We start from the raw sequence: 14,780 nt of genomic DNA, 5'->3' as shown, positions 1-14,780 counted from the left end.
GCGGCTAATCCCCCAAACCTTATTTAGGTATGATTTCTAGCCAACGAATCGCACGAATTTCCTTGTACCATGGCCTATCTTTCTTCAGTCCAGGTAGAGATTTCTTTTGAGAGAAATAATCAGGATTATTTCTAAGTTCGGGAAGATGACAAACAAGAGGACAATAATTTGTAGCAGACCGATTTTGCTCATACCAGCTAAATCGGTCTGCCAAAAGGTAATTGTACTGACAGCGCAGCCGATCTAGCCATTTCTCTATCTTGGAGATCTGCGATTTATTTAACCTGAGTCGGTATTGATCTGCTAGTCTCATCTTGTTTTCTCCTGGTAATCGACCTATTATTAGTCTAGTATATACAATTACATATGTTAATTCATAAATGAAAGATAAAACATTAATGATCAGGTTAACTAGCTTCGATAAAAAGCAACTCAAACAAGAGGCTGAACGTAGAGGAATGACCCCGTCTGAACTGCTCAGAAGTTTAATAGCTCGTTTTCCTCTTCCCAAGGATTCCTAGTTGACAATTCCGTTTCACTTCATTGTCGAGCTATCATCCTAGAGACGCGCGCCTTAGAATAGTGGAGCCTTAATCAATGAATTTTAACTCTTTTATACATAGCCTGCCAACCATAAAGGCTCCACTATTCTTACGGTAACTTCAAGACGCTCACCCTATCGGGTAGAGCGCGGGGCTTCTCGCGGATCAGCTAAACCCTAAATCTGTGCCTTTACCTGCATGAACTAGAGCCAACTTTTCATAGTGCCGTGCATGTTCAATCAGTTCAGCAGCTTGAGCCTCTGAAACATCCCGTAATTTTTTGGCAGGGACACCGACTACCAGGGAAAGGGGAGGAACGTCTTTACTAACCACAGCTCCAGCGCCCACGATACTACCATGACCGACACGAACCCCATCGAGTACCACTGCTCCAATACCAATCAAGCTACCCTGTTCAATATATGCTGAATGAATGACAGCGCGATGACCAACAGTGACATGGTCTTCTAAAACTGTTGGCTTGCCAGGATCCCCGTGCAAAATTGCGCCATCTTGAATATTAGTGCGATCGCCAATCTCGATGCGCTCCACATCACCTCTGACTACAGCACCATACCAAATGCTAACTCCTGCAGCTACGGACACCTGACCCATAACTACAGCATTAGGGGCGACAAAGGCAGCAAGAGACAGATCTGGGGGAGGCCAAAAAGATGTCAGTATTGGGGTTTGAGGTAGAGGATGATCCACAATTAATCACAATAGGGAGATAATGGTAATTAATACCTTAGGTTTTAGATAGGTTTTACAGTGGGGTCACTGAGACCAACACCACTAAATACCCAGTTATAATGATGGAGCCATTAGGTAATAGCATATACCTCTAAGGCACTCTCTAGCATTTAATGATTGATTCTAGCTTGCAGTACCCGATATTCGGTTCAGAAATAAAATGTCCTCACTGCCGTCAGATAATTCCGGCATTGACGTTGACTGACACTTACTTGTGTCCACGTCATGGTGCGTTTGAAGCCAACCCAAAAACTGGGGAACTGATTCATTTACAATCTGGGCGTCACTGGCGTCTATGGCAAGATAAATGGTACCGACAGCACACTCATCCTGATGGAATTCGCTTTGAGATTCACGAAGCCCTAGACAAGCTATACACTGAAGGATATCGGGCAACACGGGTAATTATTGCCAGTCGTTATCGGGATTTAGTGAGTGCCTACCTAGAGCGCAGTACCCCCTGGCGAGGGAACTCAGAGTCAGGCAAACCCAGGTTGTATGGCTTGCCGGTAGAATTTAGCCCAGAACCTGAGGAAGAACCTTGTTGGGCAGTGATCAATTTTGATTTGGAAAAAGAACCTGGGGTACCTGTGCGCTACCCTTATTTCCGATTGTTTTAGTTATTGGTGATTGGTGAGCACGTGATTAGTGATTGGTGAGCACGTGATTTTAGTACATCTGTTGTTGGTTACAAAGGAAAAAGGGTAAAGGAAAAAGGCCAAAGGACAAAACCCATGCATCATGCTTCGATTCGCACAGCCAATATTCATCGCGCGATCGCATTTTATGAGAAGTTGGGATTCACGGTATCTGAACGCTTCACTACTGGCATGACTCTAGCGTGTTGGATGAAGGGACTGGGTGGACGCTTGGAACTAATCCAAATTCCTGAACCATTACCAGCACCGGATGCCTTTGGGGATGAGCATTATGTGGGGTATTACCACGTGTCTTTTGACCTAACGGATAGGGCTACTGACTTGCCCAGTTGGTTAGAGTCCTTGAAAGAAAGTTTTAAAGAGGCTTCTGAGCAGAACCCAGAGCAGTTTCAGCCCTTGAAGGTTCTGTTGGAACCTACCCAACAGATGATCGGTAATCATGTTTATGAGGTAGCCTTTATCGCTGATACTGATGGTTTACCGTTGGAGTTTTTGTATCTGCTAAAAACCTAGACATAGCTAGACATCGGTTTTAGGGAGTCGGGAGTCGGGAGTCGGGAGTCGGGAGTCGGGAGTCGGGAGTCGGGAGTCGGGAGTCGGGAGTCGGGAGTCGGGAGTCGGAATGCCCTGAAAAAAAAATTACTAGTCTGTCTAGCTGTTTTTCACCTAATGAGGTACACATAATTTTGCCCTGTTCTCTCTTCCCCTCCTGGGAGGGGTTAGGGGTGGGTTACTCTTCCCTGTTCCCTGTTCCCTGTTCCCTGTCCCCTGTTCCCTGTTCCCTAAAACCAGAAACTCTGTATCTCACCAAATTGAAAACCGCTATATTGGTCACTTTTACCTTTTAGCTTTTACCTTGTGCCTTCTTTGCCGTCGTTCTGCTATATACTGGCGGCGACTTTGTATAGACACAACTTTCGCCTCACTACTCTCTCGTGCCACCCGAATCAACAACCCAGCGGAACACAAACTGGAAATCATCGAACTTCCCCCATAACTAAAGAATGGGAAGGGTAAACCAGTAGTGGGAAGAGCCCCAGAAGCAACACCAATATTCAACAGAGACTGTCCGACAATAAACAGCATTGCTCCAATCGCGATTAACTGATAGACTCGGTTTCTGGCCTTAATAGCTACAATCACCGCTAGGGTCATGTATGTCATCAACAATAACATTAGGGCTATACTACCAGCAAAGCCAAATTCCTCAGCAAAGACAGAAAAGATAAAATCAGTGTGTTGAATGGGTAAATAGAATAACTTTTGTTGGGATAACCCAAAGCCAGAGCCCCAAGTGCCACCCGAGCCAATAGCCAGAAGACTTTGAACCAATTGGTATCCATCTCGCATCGGATCAGCCCAAGGATTTAGGAATGACATCACCCGACGCCGTTGGTAATCCTTGATGCTGATACTGAGTACTGCCAGCAGGACACCACCAAATGCTGTACCTCCCAAGTAATAAAACGGTAACCCTGCCGCTAGAGCAACTAGCCACAAGGTCATCCCACAAAGTGCTGTTGTACTCAGATTAGGCTGTAACAAAATTCCGAGCAACACCACCATAAAAATCCCCAGCCACGTCAAACGGGTCCGCCACTGAAGCCGGTCCCACTGCCCAAATACCCGAGCCGCTTGTAACACTAGAAACGGCTTCATCAACTCCGACGGTTGTAGGGGAACCGAACCCACAGATACCCAGCGAGTTGCCCCATTAACCGTTGTTCCCACACCAGGAATTAACGTCAATAAGAGCAGCACCAAGAGCACCAAGACCAACCAATGGCTGATTTTTAGCAAATAACGCAACGGTGATCGCACCAATAGGTTAAATCCCACTAAACCCAAGACTACCCAGATCAGCTGTCGCTTGACGTAGTATGTCCCATCCCCTAACTCGACATCTGCGATCGCATAAGAAGCTGAGAACAGAATTACTATTCCGATCAACAGCCATAGAAACGTTAACCACTTCAGTAACCGAGCAGTAACTGCCCAGTCTGTAGTAGAGGGGTTAAATAATAGAATCAGGTTACGTAGAGCCACGTTTCATCAGGTTGGTTAAAGGTTATGTGGTTGAACGCGATCGCGTGGCCATTCGCGTAGCGTGGCCAATAGGCCAAGGCCAAGGTTATGTGGTTGAAGGTTATGTGGTTGAAGGTTATGTGGTTGAAGGTTATGTGGTTGAAGGTTATGTGGTTGAACGCGATCACGTGGCCATTCGCGTAGCGTGGCCAATAGGCCAAGGCCAAGGTTATTTGGTTATGTGGTTGTTCGCCCAAGGGGATTCGGTGTCGGTTAGGTTGAAGGGGGAGAAACAAGCATATAAGAGTAACGTGTTTTCTATCCTCCCTGCCTTCTCTGTCCCTTATCTTCCATGTCTCTATCTTCGATGTCTTGCTTATAGCGTTTCTCATAGTAATGAGATACACAATAGTTTTCTACTGTTGCCTTTTGTATGCAAGCCTCTTGCCTCTTGCCTATTCCCTAACCTCCCAAATGTACCTCACCGAATTTAGAAATGCTATATCTTCCCTCTCTTGCCTATGTTTCCATCCCCCCATTTTGAACCAAAAATCACAAAGGGGTCTTAGTAGACCCCCTGAAATTTTTTTTTTGATAAACAGCTATTATCGAAAAATCCTTACAAACCGGTGTTTGTACCTTGCTTACCAGTTGCCAGCTTAACTTTAATAATTTTGCCACCCATTTTCTGGATGCGCTGCTGCTCACGGAACCAGTTCTCGTAGGAAACGAGCTTGGTAAAAAAAGTATTCTGTAACTCCCGTTGTGTCCTAATTCGGCTTGGGCTTGGCACACAAGCAGTTACTTCAAACATCCGCATGAGCTTATTTCTCCTAGTAAAATTCAAGAAAATTTTAATTCTGGTTTGATTCCAAGATGGCTAAAAAACTCCCTAGCGCCTATAGCGAGGGAATAAATTGGTTAATCAAATATCTCAACTATTCCAAAGTCTGGGAGTTAATTGTCAATACTAGACTGTCAAAACTCCTCTGCTTGACTTACGTGAGCCAGATTCGCCTTTAACAAGCTAGCACTCACAATCAACTTCCCAGACCTTAATTACACAGACAACTACAGGCTGGCGAATTCCATCAACGCTAGCTAAGTTAACTTAAGCCAGAGCAGATGTAGTCAAAGTATACACCCATTTCCTTACCAGCATCAGGACCAACTAAGCTAGCGGTAACTTCCTTCATGCCTTGGATGGAATTGGTGGTATTGCCAATGGGAACACCAAGGGAGTTGTAGGTTTCCTTCAAGCCATTGAGTACGCGCTCATCAAGGATAGATGGGTCACCGGCCAACATCGCATAGGTAGCATAACGCAAGAAGTAATCCATGTCACGGATACAAGCTGCGTAGCGGCGAGTGGTGTACATATTGCCACCAGGACGAGTGCTGTCGGAATACAACAGGGTCTTAGCAACTGCTTCCTTAACGATGGTAGCAGCATTAGCACTAATGGCAGTTGCTGCACGTACCCGCAGCTCACCAGTTTGGAAATAGCCTTTGAGCTTTTCCATAGCGGAGTCGTCTAGATATTTACCTTGGACGTCCGCAGAGTTGATAACAGCAGTAATTGCGTCTTGCATGATTCTATTTCCTTATTTAACTCAAGTTGTGATTATCGGTTCTACAGACAGACTATGCCATCATCAGAACACTAGGCAAAGGGGTATTTATTGCCCTACAACAATCCACCAATCACATAGTCGAAGTAAGAGCCAGCTTCAGCAGCATCGTCCCCAGACATCATGCCAGTAGCGATACCCTTCATGCAACGGACGCTTTCAGCAACAGCATCAATGGAGGTACCTAAAGACTTGTACATTTCCTTAGCACCTACTAGACCAATTTCCTCAATTGGTGTGGTATCACCAGCAACAATACCGTAGGTAATCAAGCGTAGGTAGTAATCCATGTCCCGCAGGCAAGTAGCGGTCATTTCTGGACCGTAGGCGTTACCACCAGGAGAGACAACATCTGGACGCTTTTGGAATAGTTGGTCTCCAGCTTGCTTAACAATTGTCTCACGGGAGCCTGTTAAGGTTTGAGCGATACGTAAGCGCTGCTCACCAGAAGTAACAAAGCTTTTGATACCGTCTAATTCACTAGGGCTCAGATAGCGAGCCTCAGCATCTGCATTCACGATGGATTTCGTGACAATACTCATAGATGGATTCCTCCAGAAAAAAATATCACCAGGTTTGTTTAAACCGGCATTTCCAAGAATGAACGCTCTCTAACTAACCTTGCGGTGTAATTAGAGCTTCTGTCGCATTGCAGTTACCCGCAATGTGCCGGGTAAATCGCCGTTCTCGATACGCCGTCGGAACTTCAGCCGACGCACGTCCCAGCAAAACTTGCTTTGGCTAACCCTGCCTAAATTAAAGGCCTAAATCAAAGCCTAAATCAAAGCAGGTTAATCATAAACCTAGCTTCCGGGAATATTTTGCTACAGATTGTTGACATTTTTCCCAGCTTCGCAACACATCGTAACATTTTTCCTAATAAAGTACGAAGTTATGAAGGGTGAGTTACAGGTTAGTGGCCTTAGTTAAGGGAGTAGGGAGTAGGGAGTAGGGAGTAGGGAGTAGGGATTGCGAAAATTGACTGTACCTCAGTGATGGCAAAGTAATTTTAGTTTGGGGTTGCTATTCCGGCTTGATCAGGTTTGGGGGTTGAAAGTTGAACCTTTAAGGCTAGTCCAACCTACCGACAGCCTTTAAACCTCCAAACCTCCAAACCTTTAATTTTCAACCTTCAACCTTCAACCTTCAACCTTCAACCTTTAATTTTCAACCTTCAACCTTCAACCTTCAACCTTCAACCTTCAACCTTTAACCTTTAACCTCCAACTTCCAACCTTCATAATTCAGACTTTTTGCTAACTAAGCCGCTGATAGGGGACTACGTCTTCACCAAAGAAGCGGGCATATTCTGAACTATCAACCATAGCGGTTACTGCAGCTTCTAGACCCGGTCCCGCCAACAGCTGCTGGTAGGTTTGAACCTCACCGTGAGTGTTAGGGGTACGTCCGAGTAAGTGCCGGAACAATAACTCGACTACTTTGGCAGGGGGATAAGGCTGGTAAAACCGCTGACTATAGGTGTTACTAGTCGCCAAGGCTTTAACAAACTGCCGCACGGAAATTTGTCCATTGCGCAGTTGACTGTCTAGATGCTGTTGTCGGTATCCGGCTGGGACTGGTTCACCAAATAAATCCAAAACCTGGTCATAAATGGCATCAATCACCACTGCGGTTTCGACCTGAGAAATGTTTGGGGTGATGCGGAAAATCCGTGTCGGCTTAGCAGATTTAGGATTCAAGGTTGAGTGGTTCCGATTAGAGGAACGACCTACCTTGGCCAGCTCGGAAGGGTTGGTAGCCACCTCCCACTTTTGGGCAGCCATATCTGCGATCGCTTTTCCGGTCAGAGGTAGCTTAGACGAATCCATGCGAGGCTCGACTGGATCAAAGCTTGGTACCACCACATCAGTATTCTGCTTGGTCTGCTGATTATACAGCTTCTCGGTGTTCGGGAAATTAGCCGCTGGTAAGGTGGGGAAGCGGCGGTACGGTACGGTATCTTCTCCAAATGCCTGAGCATATTCCATGCCATTGACCATTGCGCCAATAAAGCTCCGAATGCCTTCAGAGGCTAGAATTGCATTGTAGGTCTGGATTTCCTTCTGATTTAAGGGGGCACGTCCTAGGAAGTGCTTGGTACCCAGCTCAATCACCTTGGTGTTGGGGTAGGGGGTGTAGAACTCTTTGATGTAGAGATCAGAACAACCTAAGCCTTCAATAAACTCCTTGAGATTAATTTCCCCATTGCTCAGTCGGCTTTCCAGGGAGGTGAATGCTGCTTTGATCAGATAGGGTTCAAGATCCCGCTCAAATATTTGCCGATAAGCTGCTCCAATCAGGACTTTCAAGGCTGGCTTATCATTAAGGTCAATCAGCTTAAAGATCTTGGTTTGTTCACGCTGTACACTGACCCCCTGATTAATCCGGAATTCAACTTCCGGTTCGGTGAGCATGTCTTTGCCCATACCCAGCTCAACAAAGCGAGGTACTTTCTCCTCACCCATGATTGCCATTGCTGATGTCACGCTACCAGACACTCCGGTGCGCATTTTTAAACCAGCTGCCGTCACATAGCGCTCATAGGGAACCGTATCTTCCCCAAATGCCTCAGAGTACTCTTTGGTGTTGACAATTGCCTCTACTACACCGTAGAAACCTTTTTTATAGGCAACATCATAGTAACTGTTCATCTCGGAGCGCCCATAGCTAGGACGACCGAGCAAACGTCGGTGGATATATTCTATTGCCTTGACCACATACAATGGTGTCCAGTAACGTTTGCGGAAACCATCAGACTTAGCCAGCATTAGGATAAACTCGCGGACGGTAATTTCACCGTTTTCCAGCCGAGCTTCCCCTGAAGTCAGCCGTTCCCCTTCATAGGGCATAAAGCCAAAGACTTGAAGGTAACAGGCACGAATTACCCTTTGAGTAGAGCTTTCGGCAAATTTGATACTCTTGTCTTGTGTACTAGGGATCTGATCAAGGCGGATCACCTTAGAGCCAAGGGAACCGGGGGACATACCCCTTGCCCCTGGATTACTATTTTGGTTGTTGATCCCTGGTCCTTGGTGGATCAGCAGGCGTTTAGTATCTTTGCCAAAGAGAGCGGGGGTGGTAGTAGGATTCCGGGTTTCTTTCGGGAAAATTGCCCCAAACTGAATTTCCAAGGAGTCATTACCAGAACCATAGACATGTTGGTCAGGCAGGGGTTGCTCGTACTTGGCAAAGGTATTGAGGAACTGGGCATCCTTACGGAAGGGAGCACTATAGCGCAATAAATCTTGCTGCATCCCCCAGTTGCGGCATTCTTGAGCCTCTTGACCATAACCCCTCAGATAGGGAACCGTTTCTTCGGCAAAGTAATCCGAGTATTCCTCAGAATCCACCAGGGCATCTACTAGAGCGGGTAAACCACCATCGGAAACAATGGAGAAGTAGCTTTGCACTTCTTCCCTTGAAGATGGACCCCTACCTAGGAAATGACGGAAAGCTAGTTCTAAGGCCCGACTATTGATAAAAGGTTCAAAGAATTGCTTCCGGTATAGTTCAGATTTGCCCAAACGGCGAACAAACTCCTTCATGGAAATGTTCCCGTTTTTAACTAGAGATTCCAGATAAGAAATCGACAAACCGTAGGCGCGGGTAATGTCACGCTCAAAGATTTGCCGGTAGGCAGCTTTAACTACCTCAGTTTTTTCTGAGGATGACAGACCGGGCTTCATCACAAACTTAGGACGCCGCTCAGCTGCATTAAAGTAACTTTGGGGCAATTGCAGCCCTTGTTGGTCTATCGAAGGCCGTTGCCGCAGTTTATCGGAGGGTGTAGCAGCTTTAAATTCGTTCAGGGTAATGTCAAAGTACTGAGCAACAATCTCCTGTGCCGACTTATCACCTTTGAAATAATCTAGTGAAGCCGCCCGCATTCCCTGGATTGCCACGATGGTGGCATCAGCTGAACAAGCATTTTCAATGACTTCCCGCAAACCTCGAACATTAACCACTAGGATGTTGGGATCACCAGCAACAATGGCGTAAGTGATATAGCGCAACATCCAAGATAGGTCCCGCAAGGACTTTTGCATATTCCTCGGGCCATAGCGGTTGATGTCGATGGGACGGAAACCTGCTGGGGTTGGTCCAGTTGGAGAACTAAACAGAGCCCGGAAGCCCGAAAATAATCCACCTCCACTCTCGACAAAGGTACTAGTTCCCAAGGTTTTGGTGTCGGGAACCCCTGCAGCCCCAGCCCCTACTAGGGCAGGTTCTTCCTTAGGCTTTTCCAGGAAAGCCATTGGGGAACCACCCACGAAAATCCGGTTAGCCGCCTTGGATACGATTAGGTCTGAGTTTTTGGTGATCAGATCAGCAATTGCTAAACGCTGTTCTCCAGAACGGAAGTAATCCAGTAGCTCGTTGATCTCTCCATTTCCTAAGAATCGGTCTTGCTGCTCTGCTTGGATAATGGTTGCAGATGGGACAGTTTGATAGAGTTGCACAGGGGCAACTGAGCTTCCACCACTTGCCTTGACACTCATTGGTTTGTTAAAGCTCCTAAATTTTTATGCTGTCATTGCGGACTTATGCCGCAGTTAATAAACACGTTTTAGACACCCATTTGGTAGGTAGGCATTTGGTGTTAGTCCTATCCAATCTCACCTTGGAGCAAAGGATAAGGATAATCTACTAAGGGAGTAGGTTCCATAGAATTTCCCACAGAATTTGCCAAAATGGATGTCATTGCTAAACTCAACTAGCTTTTAGATTAAAACTTTTCTGATCTCTACGGTTTATTTATTAAGAATTGTATAGAATTTAGGGGATCCAGTTCAGGATTGATGGCCATTGATCCCAGTAAACCTTTGAGATTATACTTTATTTTCGTAAAAAATTTTCCCAAATAATTAAGTTTTGTAAAGTTTTGTGATGAAGACCTCTCAAGAAACCGCTGCTGCCGTTGAGCGCCTCTACGATACCTACCCTTTTCCCCCAGAACCCTTACTCGATGAGCCACCTCCTGGATACAACTGGCGCTGGAATTGGCGAGCTGCTTATAGTTTTTGTACTGGGCAAACACCCCAAAGAGAGGAGATTCGGATTCTAGATGCTGGTTGTGGGACGGGGGTAGGCACAGAGTATCTGGTTCACCTCAATCCCCAAGCCTCTGTAGTGGGGATTGATCTTAGTGCTGGAGCCTTGAAGATAGCCCAGGAACGCTGTCGCCGCTCTGGTGCTGATCGGGTCGAGTTTCATCACTTGAGCTTATACGATGTTGACCAAATCGAGGGTCAGTTCGATCTAATTAACTGTGTGGGAGTGTTACATCACTTGCCAGACCCGATTCGTGGAATTCAATCGATAGCTAAGAAACTAGCACCGGGGGGCTTATTTCATATTTTTGTCTATGCTGAATTAGGACGCTGGGAAATCCAGTTGATGCAGCAAGCGATCGCACTTTTGCAGGGTCAAAACCAGGGAGACTACCAGGATGGGGTGAAGGTCGGTCGTCAATTATTTGAAGCTTTACCAGAAAACAACATAATTGTCAAGCGAGACCGGGAACGCTGGTCTTTAGAAAACCATCAGGATGAATGCTTCGCCGATATGTACGTTCATCCCCAAGAGATTGACTATAAAATTGAAACCCTATTTGAACTAATCGATGCTGCTGGCTTAGAGTTTCTTGGGTTTTCTAATCCCCGCTACTGGCAGAAAGAGCGCTTATTTGGCAAAAATCCAGAGTTAATGGCACGCTCAGAAGGTCTGAGTGAACGGGAGCTATATCGGTTAATTGAATTATTAGATCCAGAACTGACTCATTATGAGTTTTTCCTCACTCGTCCTCCCTTAGAGCGGGTAGATTGGTCAGAAGATAACGACCTGTTAGCAGCAATTCCAGAACGGCACCCTTGTATGACAGGTTGGCCAAGTAAGTCCCTATTTGACTATGATTACCAGCTGGTTAAGCTATCAGATGAGGAATTTACGTTTCTCGAAGCCTGTGACCAAAATGGTAGCTCAGCCGAAAACTCATCCCAATCCCAAACCGTAGCAGAAATTATCAAGCATGTTAACTTCGATTTAGATGGAGTGCGATCGCTACTCCAACGCCAGTTGATTATGCTCAACATTGATAGATAATGCAAGTGGTCAGCCATCAGCCGTCAGCGGTCAGCCGTCAGCCTAAGGCTGACGCTGTGCGAACAGCTTATTTTATTCACAAGCACCAATCACTAGCTTGCTCCAAAGCTGATAACTGATAGCTGATAACTGATAACTGATAGCTGATAGCTGATAACTGATAACTGATAACTGATAGCTGATAGCTCCATCCCTATTCCCTATTCCCTATTCCCTATTCCCTGTTCCCTTTTCCCTATCAGATGACAAATGACAAATGCTTGCCCAAGGTTTCAGTAGTTGTACCAATCTACAACGGTGAAGCAGATTTACCAGAGTTAGTCCGTTGTTTACAGGCACAGACCTATCCCACTGACCAAGTAGAGTATCTGTTAGTGGATAATAATAGCCGCGATCGCACTGCCTCACTCATCCAAACTGCTGTTACTGAGGGAGCATCTGAGGGCATAACGTTTCACTACATCCTAGAAGACCAGATTCAAAGCTCCTATGCCGCCCGTAACCAAGGAATTCGAGCAGCTAAGGGGGAAATAATTGCTTTTACTGATGCAGACTGTCGTCCCAAACCCCATTGGTTAGCAGACCTGGTCTCACCCTTTGCTAACCTTAGTATTGGTATTGTTGCCGGTCAAATCATCGGGTTGCCCGGTAAAACCTGGCTAGAAAAACACGCTGAGTACCATAATGTTCTATCTCAGGAACATACCTTAAACCATTCCTATTGTCCCTACGGTCAAACCGCTAACCTAGCAATCCGACGGCAAGCATTAGAGGAAGTGGGATTGTTCCGTCCTTACCTGACCACTGGTGGTGATGCTGATATCTGCTGGCGTATTCAAAAGCAAAGCAAGTGGCAATTACACCTTGCCCCAACTGCCATAGTTGAGCACCGACACCGTTCCACCTTTCGGGAGTATCACAGTCAATGGCATCGCTATGGTCGCTCTAACCGTTACTTACATCAGCTCCATGGTGTGCCCTTGATGCGGGATATTCCACCAAGGGAATATCTGTATCGGATCAGTCGTTGGTTGCTGAAAGAACTACCGCGCAATAGTATTAAGGCGATCGCAGGCAAAACCGATCCGATTGAGTTAATCAGCACACCGATTGGTCTATTTGGAACTTGGGCAAGGGCAAAGGGACAACAGGAAGCCCGGCTGCCAGACAAAGCCGATCAGATAGAGTGGTTTTCCCATGGAAGCTGATAGCTGCATCCCGATTCTCGATTCCCGATTCCCGATTCCCGATTCCCGATTCCCGATTCCCGATTAATCACAAATCACTAATAACCAGTAAATTGCACTACATTGCGCTACACTAAGGCTAGTAGGGGTTAAGGAATTATCATGTCAGCAAAACTCTTATTGGTAGACGACGAACCAGGAGTAAGGGAAGCAGTGAAAGAGTATTTGGCAGAATTTGGTTTTACCGTAGATGTTGCCAGCAATGCTAATGATGCTTGGCAGATGTTACAGCAGAGCACACCCGAACTAGTAATTTCTGACATCATGATGCCTAAAGTGGATGGGTATCAATTCCTACAGCAGCTTCGAGATGACCCCCGTTTTAAAGCACTGCCAGTGGTGTTTCTGACCGCCCGTGGCATGACCTCAGATCGAATACAGGGTTATCAGGCCGGTTGTGATGCCTACCTACCGAAGCCCTTTGATCCAGATGAATTAGTCGCTATTGTTCAAAACCTCTTGGAGCGTCGCGCTGCTAACTCGGAAGATAGTGTAGGGAGTACAGAGCTTGAAAAGATAGCCAAGCAAGTGGCTGAAATTCGCGCAATGTTAGACCAGAAGCATGGGATTGTGCAAACTCCTCCACCCTTGCGTATTGATTTTACAGCTAGAGAGCAGAGTGTCTTAGATTTGGTTGCCCAAGGGCTAATGAATAAAGAAATTGCCCGACGTTTAGAGACTAGCGTTCGTAATGTTGAGAAGTACGTTAGTCGTTTGTTTAGCAAAACCGGAACTAATAGCCGTACCGAGTTAGTTCGCTATGCTCTAGAACATGGTTTAACGAAATAGAGGATAAAGCATTCAGACCGATTTACTAGCCTATCCCTAATAATAGATAGGCTTAATTACTGCAGTTCTGGTAGCTATTCAATCTCAGATTCCACCGATACATATTCTGGTTAACTTGTCAATACATAAGTTCTAGACTTGAGTCTCCCCGTCGCTTGAGTGCAGGGAGACTCAAGCAGTTGTAGTTTATTATTGCTTTCCCTACTTTCGCTTTAACATCACCACGGCTTAAGGCTTGAAATATTGCTTGTCTTGATACAGTTGCTAATGGGAAAACTCCCTTTGGCTACGCTGGATCAATTTTGCCACTTAAACAAGCATCATTCGAGTTAATATAACCTTCTCTTCAATCATGTTCCCTTCGGCTAAAGAGCAAGCTAGCTCACACTTTAGCCAATATTAACTTAAGTAAAGTTACGTTAAGATACTTTGCATTTTCTTATCAAGCTTGGCAAAAGTTTGTTATCGTTCATTATCCGCATACATAACTTTAAGAAAGGACAACAGACATGAAGACTTCTCAAACTCCCAACCATTTGGGTCAATCAGTGGCTTTAGGTCTTGTTTTAGTAGTCGCCAGTGTTGGTATTTTCATCCTGATGATGGTTCAAAGTGGTGCTTTGCAGTCTTAATAATCTTTATGAATCAGTCTTGCCATCTCTGGTTCAACTTTTCGTGAAACTCAAGAAGCCCACCTATAGCGCTTTGACATCTCCCCTTTTAAAAGAGAGGGGATTCTACAATGTTGCTACGTGGCGGGTTGAAACCCCGCCCCTTCGCTTCTTGTGCGATATGATCTACTCAATGAAGTGAACAGATCGTACCGGTGTGGGAGTGTCAAAGCTCCCCTACCTGTCTTGGTCAGGTCTAACCCTAACTGTACAGCTACTTTTCGAGCTATATTTGCGGCACCGTTACAGTCCGCATTAACTAGCCATCCATCATAAGATTTATATAATCCACGTCTGACCCGTTTTCCATTAAACTAAGCCGAGGAGTCGCCTCCACCGACTCGTCTTCAAAACCGTACGT

Annotated in this window: 17 protein-coding genes and 2 pseudogenes; 9 read left to right on the top strand and 10 right to left on the bottom strand. The window is 45.8% G+C overall.

The features are described from left to right. Positions 1–49: 49 nt before the first annotated feature. Positions 50–313: pseudogene (locus tag BJP37_RS23860) on the bottom strand (helix-turn-helix domain-containing protein); the annotation flags it as partial. A gap of 67 nt (positions 314–380) precedes the next feature. Between BJP37_RS23860 and BJP37_RS23855 the strand changes: the two are divergent. After that, positions 381–521 (top strand): plasmid mobilization protein, encoded by a 141-nt coding sequence (locus BJP37_RS23855; RefSeq protein WP_075897121.1) that lies wholly within the window; start codon positions 381–383, stop codon positions 519–521. Positions 522–707: 186 nt separating this feature from the next. Here the strand turns inward: BJP37_RS23855 and BJP37_RS23850 are convergent, their stop codons facing one another. After that, a complete protein-coding gene (locus tag BJP37_RS23850; RefSeq protein ID WP_075902502.1) occupies positions 708–1,253 on the bottom strand; it encodes a gamma carbonic anhydrase family protein in 546 nt (181 codons plus the stop codon). Between the two features lie 155 nt (positions 1,254–1,408). On the opposite strand from BJP37_RS23850, the gene BJP37_RS23845 reads away from it, so the two are divergent. Both BJP37_RS23845 and BJP37_RS23840 read left to right on the top strand, forming a co-directional pair. Beyond that, positions 1,409–1,915 (top strand): TIGR02652 family protein, encoded by a 507-nt coding sequence (locus BJP37_RS23845; protein ID WP_071106008.1) that lies wholly within the window; start codon positions 1,409–1,411, stop codon positions 1,913–1,915. A 114-nt stretch (positions 1,916–2,029) separates the two neighbouring features. Then, positions 2,030–2,467 (top strand): VOC family protein, encoded by a 438-nt coding sequence (locus BJP37_RS23840; RefSeq protein ID WP_075902500.1) that lies wholly within the window; start codon positions 2,030–2,032, stop codon positions 2,465–2,467. Positions 2,468–2,486: 19 nt separating this feature from the next. On the opposite strand, the gene BJP37_RS39925 is transcribed toward BJP37_RS23840, so the two are convergent. Beyond that, a complete protein-coding gene (locus tag BJP37_RS39925; protein ID WP_158069743.1) occupies positions 2,487–2,636 on the bottom strand; it encodes a hypothetical protein in 150 nt (49 codons plus the stop codon). 4 nt (positions 2,637–2,640) lie between these two features. On the opposite strand from BJP37_RS39925, the gene BJP37_RS41480 reads away from it, so the two are divergent. Continuing rightward, positions 2,641–2,802: a hypothetical protein gene (locus BJP37_RS41480; protein WP_198954160.1), complete on the top strand. Its 162-nt coding sequence runs from the start codon at positions 2,641–2,643 to the stop codon at positions 2,800–2,802. Here the strand turns inward: BJP37_RS41480 and BJP37_RS23835 are convergent. The 6 genes from BJP37_RS23835 to BJP37_RS23815 form a co-directional block, all read right to left on the bottom strand. Beyond that, the gene (locus tag BJP37_RS23835) at positions 2,792–4,000 is read right to left on the bottom strand and encodes an FtsW/RodA/SpoVE family cell cycle protein (protein WP_075902498.1); all 1,209 of its coding nucleotides are present in this window, start codon (positions 3,998–4,000) and stop codon (positions 2,792–2,794) included. The two genes, BJP37_RS41480 and BJP37_RS23835, sit on opposite strands and share 11 nt — an antisense overlap. Continuing rightward, the gene (locus BJP37_RS39920; protein ID WP_158069742.1) at positions 3,982–4,236 is read right to left on the bottom strand and encodes a hypothetical protein; all 255 of its coding nucleotides are present in this window, start codon (positions 4,234–4,236) and stop codon (positions 3,982–3,984) included. Before BJP37_RS39920 ends, BJP37_RS23835 begins: the two co-directional genes overlap by 19 nt. A 362-nt stretch (positions 4,237–4,598) precedes the next feature. Then, positions 4,599–4,799: a phycobilisome linker polypeptide gene (locus BJP37_RS23830; RefSeq protein WP_070394728.1), complete on the bottom strand. Its 201-nt coding sequence runs from the start codon at positions 4,797–4,799 to the stop codon at positions 4,599–4,601. A 286-nt stretch (positions 4,800–5,085) separates the two neighbouring features. Next, positions 5,086–5,571 carry an allophycocyanin subunit beta gene (gene apcB, locus BJP37_RS23825; protein ID WP_070394727.1) on the bottom strand — a complete coding sequence of 162 codons (486 nt, stop codon included), beginning with the start codon at positions 5,569–5,571 and terminating at the stop codon, positions 5,086–5,088. Positions 5,572–5,666: 95 nt separating this feature from the next. Then, positions 5,667–6,152 (bottom strand): allophycocyanin subunit alpha, encoded by a 486-nt coding sequence (gene apcA / locus BJP37_RS23820; protein ID WP_008180111.1) that lies wholly within the window; start codon positions 6,150–6,152, stop codon positions 5,667–5,669. A 714-nt stretch (positions 6,153–6,866) separates the two neighbouring features. Continuing rightward, the gene (locus BJP37_RS23815; RefSeq protein ID WP_075902496.1) at positions 6,867–10,109 is read right to left on the bottom strand and encodes a phycobilisome rod-core linker polypeptide; all 3,243 of its coding nucleotides are present in this window, start codon (positions 10,107–10,109) and stop codon (positions 6,867–6,869) included. 388 nt (positions 10,110–10,497) lie between these two features. On the opposite strand from BJP37_RS23815, the gene BJP37_RS23810 reads away from it, so the two are divergent. The 5 genes from BJP37_RS23810 (at position 10,498) to BJP37_RS43880 (ending at position 14,380) form a co-directional block, all read left to right on the top strand. Further along, positions 10,498–11,712: a class I SAM-dependent methyltransferase gene (locus BJP37_RS23810; protein ID WP_075902494.1), complete on the top strand. Its 1,215-nt coding sequence runs from the start codon at positions 10,498–10,500 to the stop codon at positions 11,710–11,712. A gap of 242 nt (positions 11,713–11,954) precedes the next feature. Further along, positions 11,955–12,920, top strand: a complete 966-nt coding sequence (locus BJP37_RS23805; protein ID WP_075902493.1) for a glycosyltransferase family 2 protein — start codon at positions 11,955–11,957, stop codon at positions 12,918–12,920. After that, the gene (locus BJP37_RS39915; RefSeq protein ID WP_158069741.1) at positions 12,899–13,036 is read left to right on the top strand and encodes a hypothetical protein; all 138 of its coding nucleotides are present in this window, start codon (positions 12,899–12,901) and stop codon (positions 13,034–13,036) included. Before BJP37_RS23805 ends, BJP37_RS39915 begins: the two co-directional genes overlap by 22 nt. A gap of 25 nt (positions 13,037–13,061) precedes the next feature. Then, a complete protein-coding gene (locus BJP37_RS23800) occupies positions 13,062–13,748 on the top strand; it encodes a response regulator transcription factor (RefSeq protein WP_075902491.1) in 687 nt (228 codons plus the stop codon). 509 nt (positions 13,749–14,257) lie between these two features. Continuing rightward, positions 14,258–14,380, top strand: a complete 123-nt coding sequence (locus BJP37_RS43880) for a hypothetical protein (protein WP_008180130.1) — start codon at positions 14,258–14,260, stop codon at positions 14,378–14,380. Between the two features lie 116 nt (positions 14,381–14,496). On the opposite strand, the pseudogene BJP37_RS42850 reads toward BJP37_RS43880, so the two are convergent. Then, positions 14,497–14,730, bottom strand: a pseudogene (locus BJP37_RS42850) (RNA-guided endonuclease TnpB family protein); the annotation flags it as partial. Positions 14,731–14,780: the final 50 nt, after the last annotated feature.

It is taken from the genome of Moorena bouillonii PNG (assembly GCF_001942495.1).
GTDB classification, from domain to species: Bacteria; Cyanobacteriota; Cyanobacteriia; order Cyanobacteriales; family Coleofasciculaceae; genus Moorena; species Moorena bouillonii.
Note: the sequence above shows the minus strand (reverse complement) of the source record. Positions and strands in the feature narration are given on the sequence as shown.

Coding starts and splice junctions, on each gene's coding strand:
- BJP37_RS23855 (WP_075897121.1), top strand. CDS start 381: ATGAAAGATAAAACATTAATGATCAGGTTAACTAGCTTCGATAAAAAG.
- BJP37_RS23845 (WP_071106008.1), top strand. CDS start 1,409: ATGATTGATTCTAGCTTGCAGTACCCGATATTCGGTTCAGAAATAAAA.
- BJP37_RS23840 (WP_075902500.1), top strand. CDS start 2,030: ATGCATCATGCTTCGATTCGCACAGCCAATATTCATCGCGCGATCGCA.
- BJP37_RS39925 (WP_158069743.1), bottom strand. CDS start 2,636: ATGTGTACCTCATTAGGTGAAAAACAGCTAGACAGACTAGTAATTTTT.
- BJP37_RS23830 (WP_070394728.1), bottom strand. CDS start 4,799: ATGCGGATGTTTGAAGTAACTGCTTGTGTGCCAAGCCCAAGCCGAATT.
- apcB (WP_070394727.1), bottom strand. CDS start 5,571: ATGCAAGACGCAATTACTGCTGTTATCAACTCTGCGGACGTCCAAGGT.
- apcA (WP_008180111.1), bottom strand. CDS start 6,152: ATGAGTATTGTCACGAAATCCATCGTGAATGCAGATGCTGAGGCTCGC.
- BJP37_RS23815 (WP_075902496.1), bottom strand. CDS start 10,109: ATGAGTGTCAAGGCAAGTGGTGGAAGCTCAGTTGCCCCTGTGCAACTC.
- BJP37_RS23810 (WP_075902494.1), top strand. CDS start 10,498: ATGAAGACCTCTCAAGAAACCGCTGCTGCCGTTGAGCGCCTCTACGAT.
- BJP37_RS23805 (WP_075902493.1), top strand. CDS start 11,955: ATGACAAATGACAAATGCTTGCCCAAGGTTTCAGTAGTTGTACCAATC.
- BJP37_RS23800 (WP_075902491.1), top strand. CDS start 13,062: ATGTCAGCAAAACTCTTATTGGTAGACGACGAACCAGGAGTAAGGGAA.
- BJP37_RS43880 (WP_008180130.1), top strand. CDS start 14,258: ATGAAGACTTCTCAAACTCCCAACCATTTGGGTCAATCAGTGGCTTTA.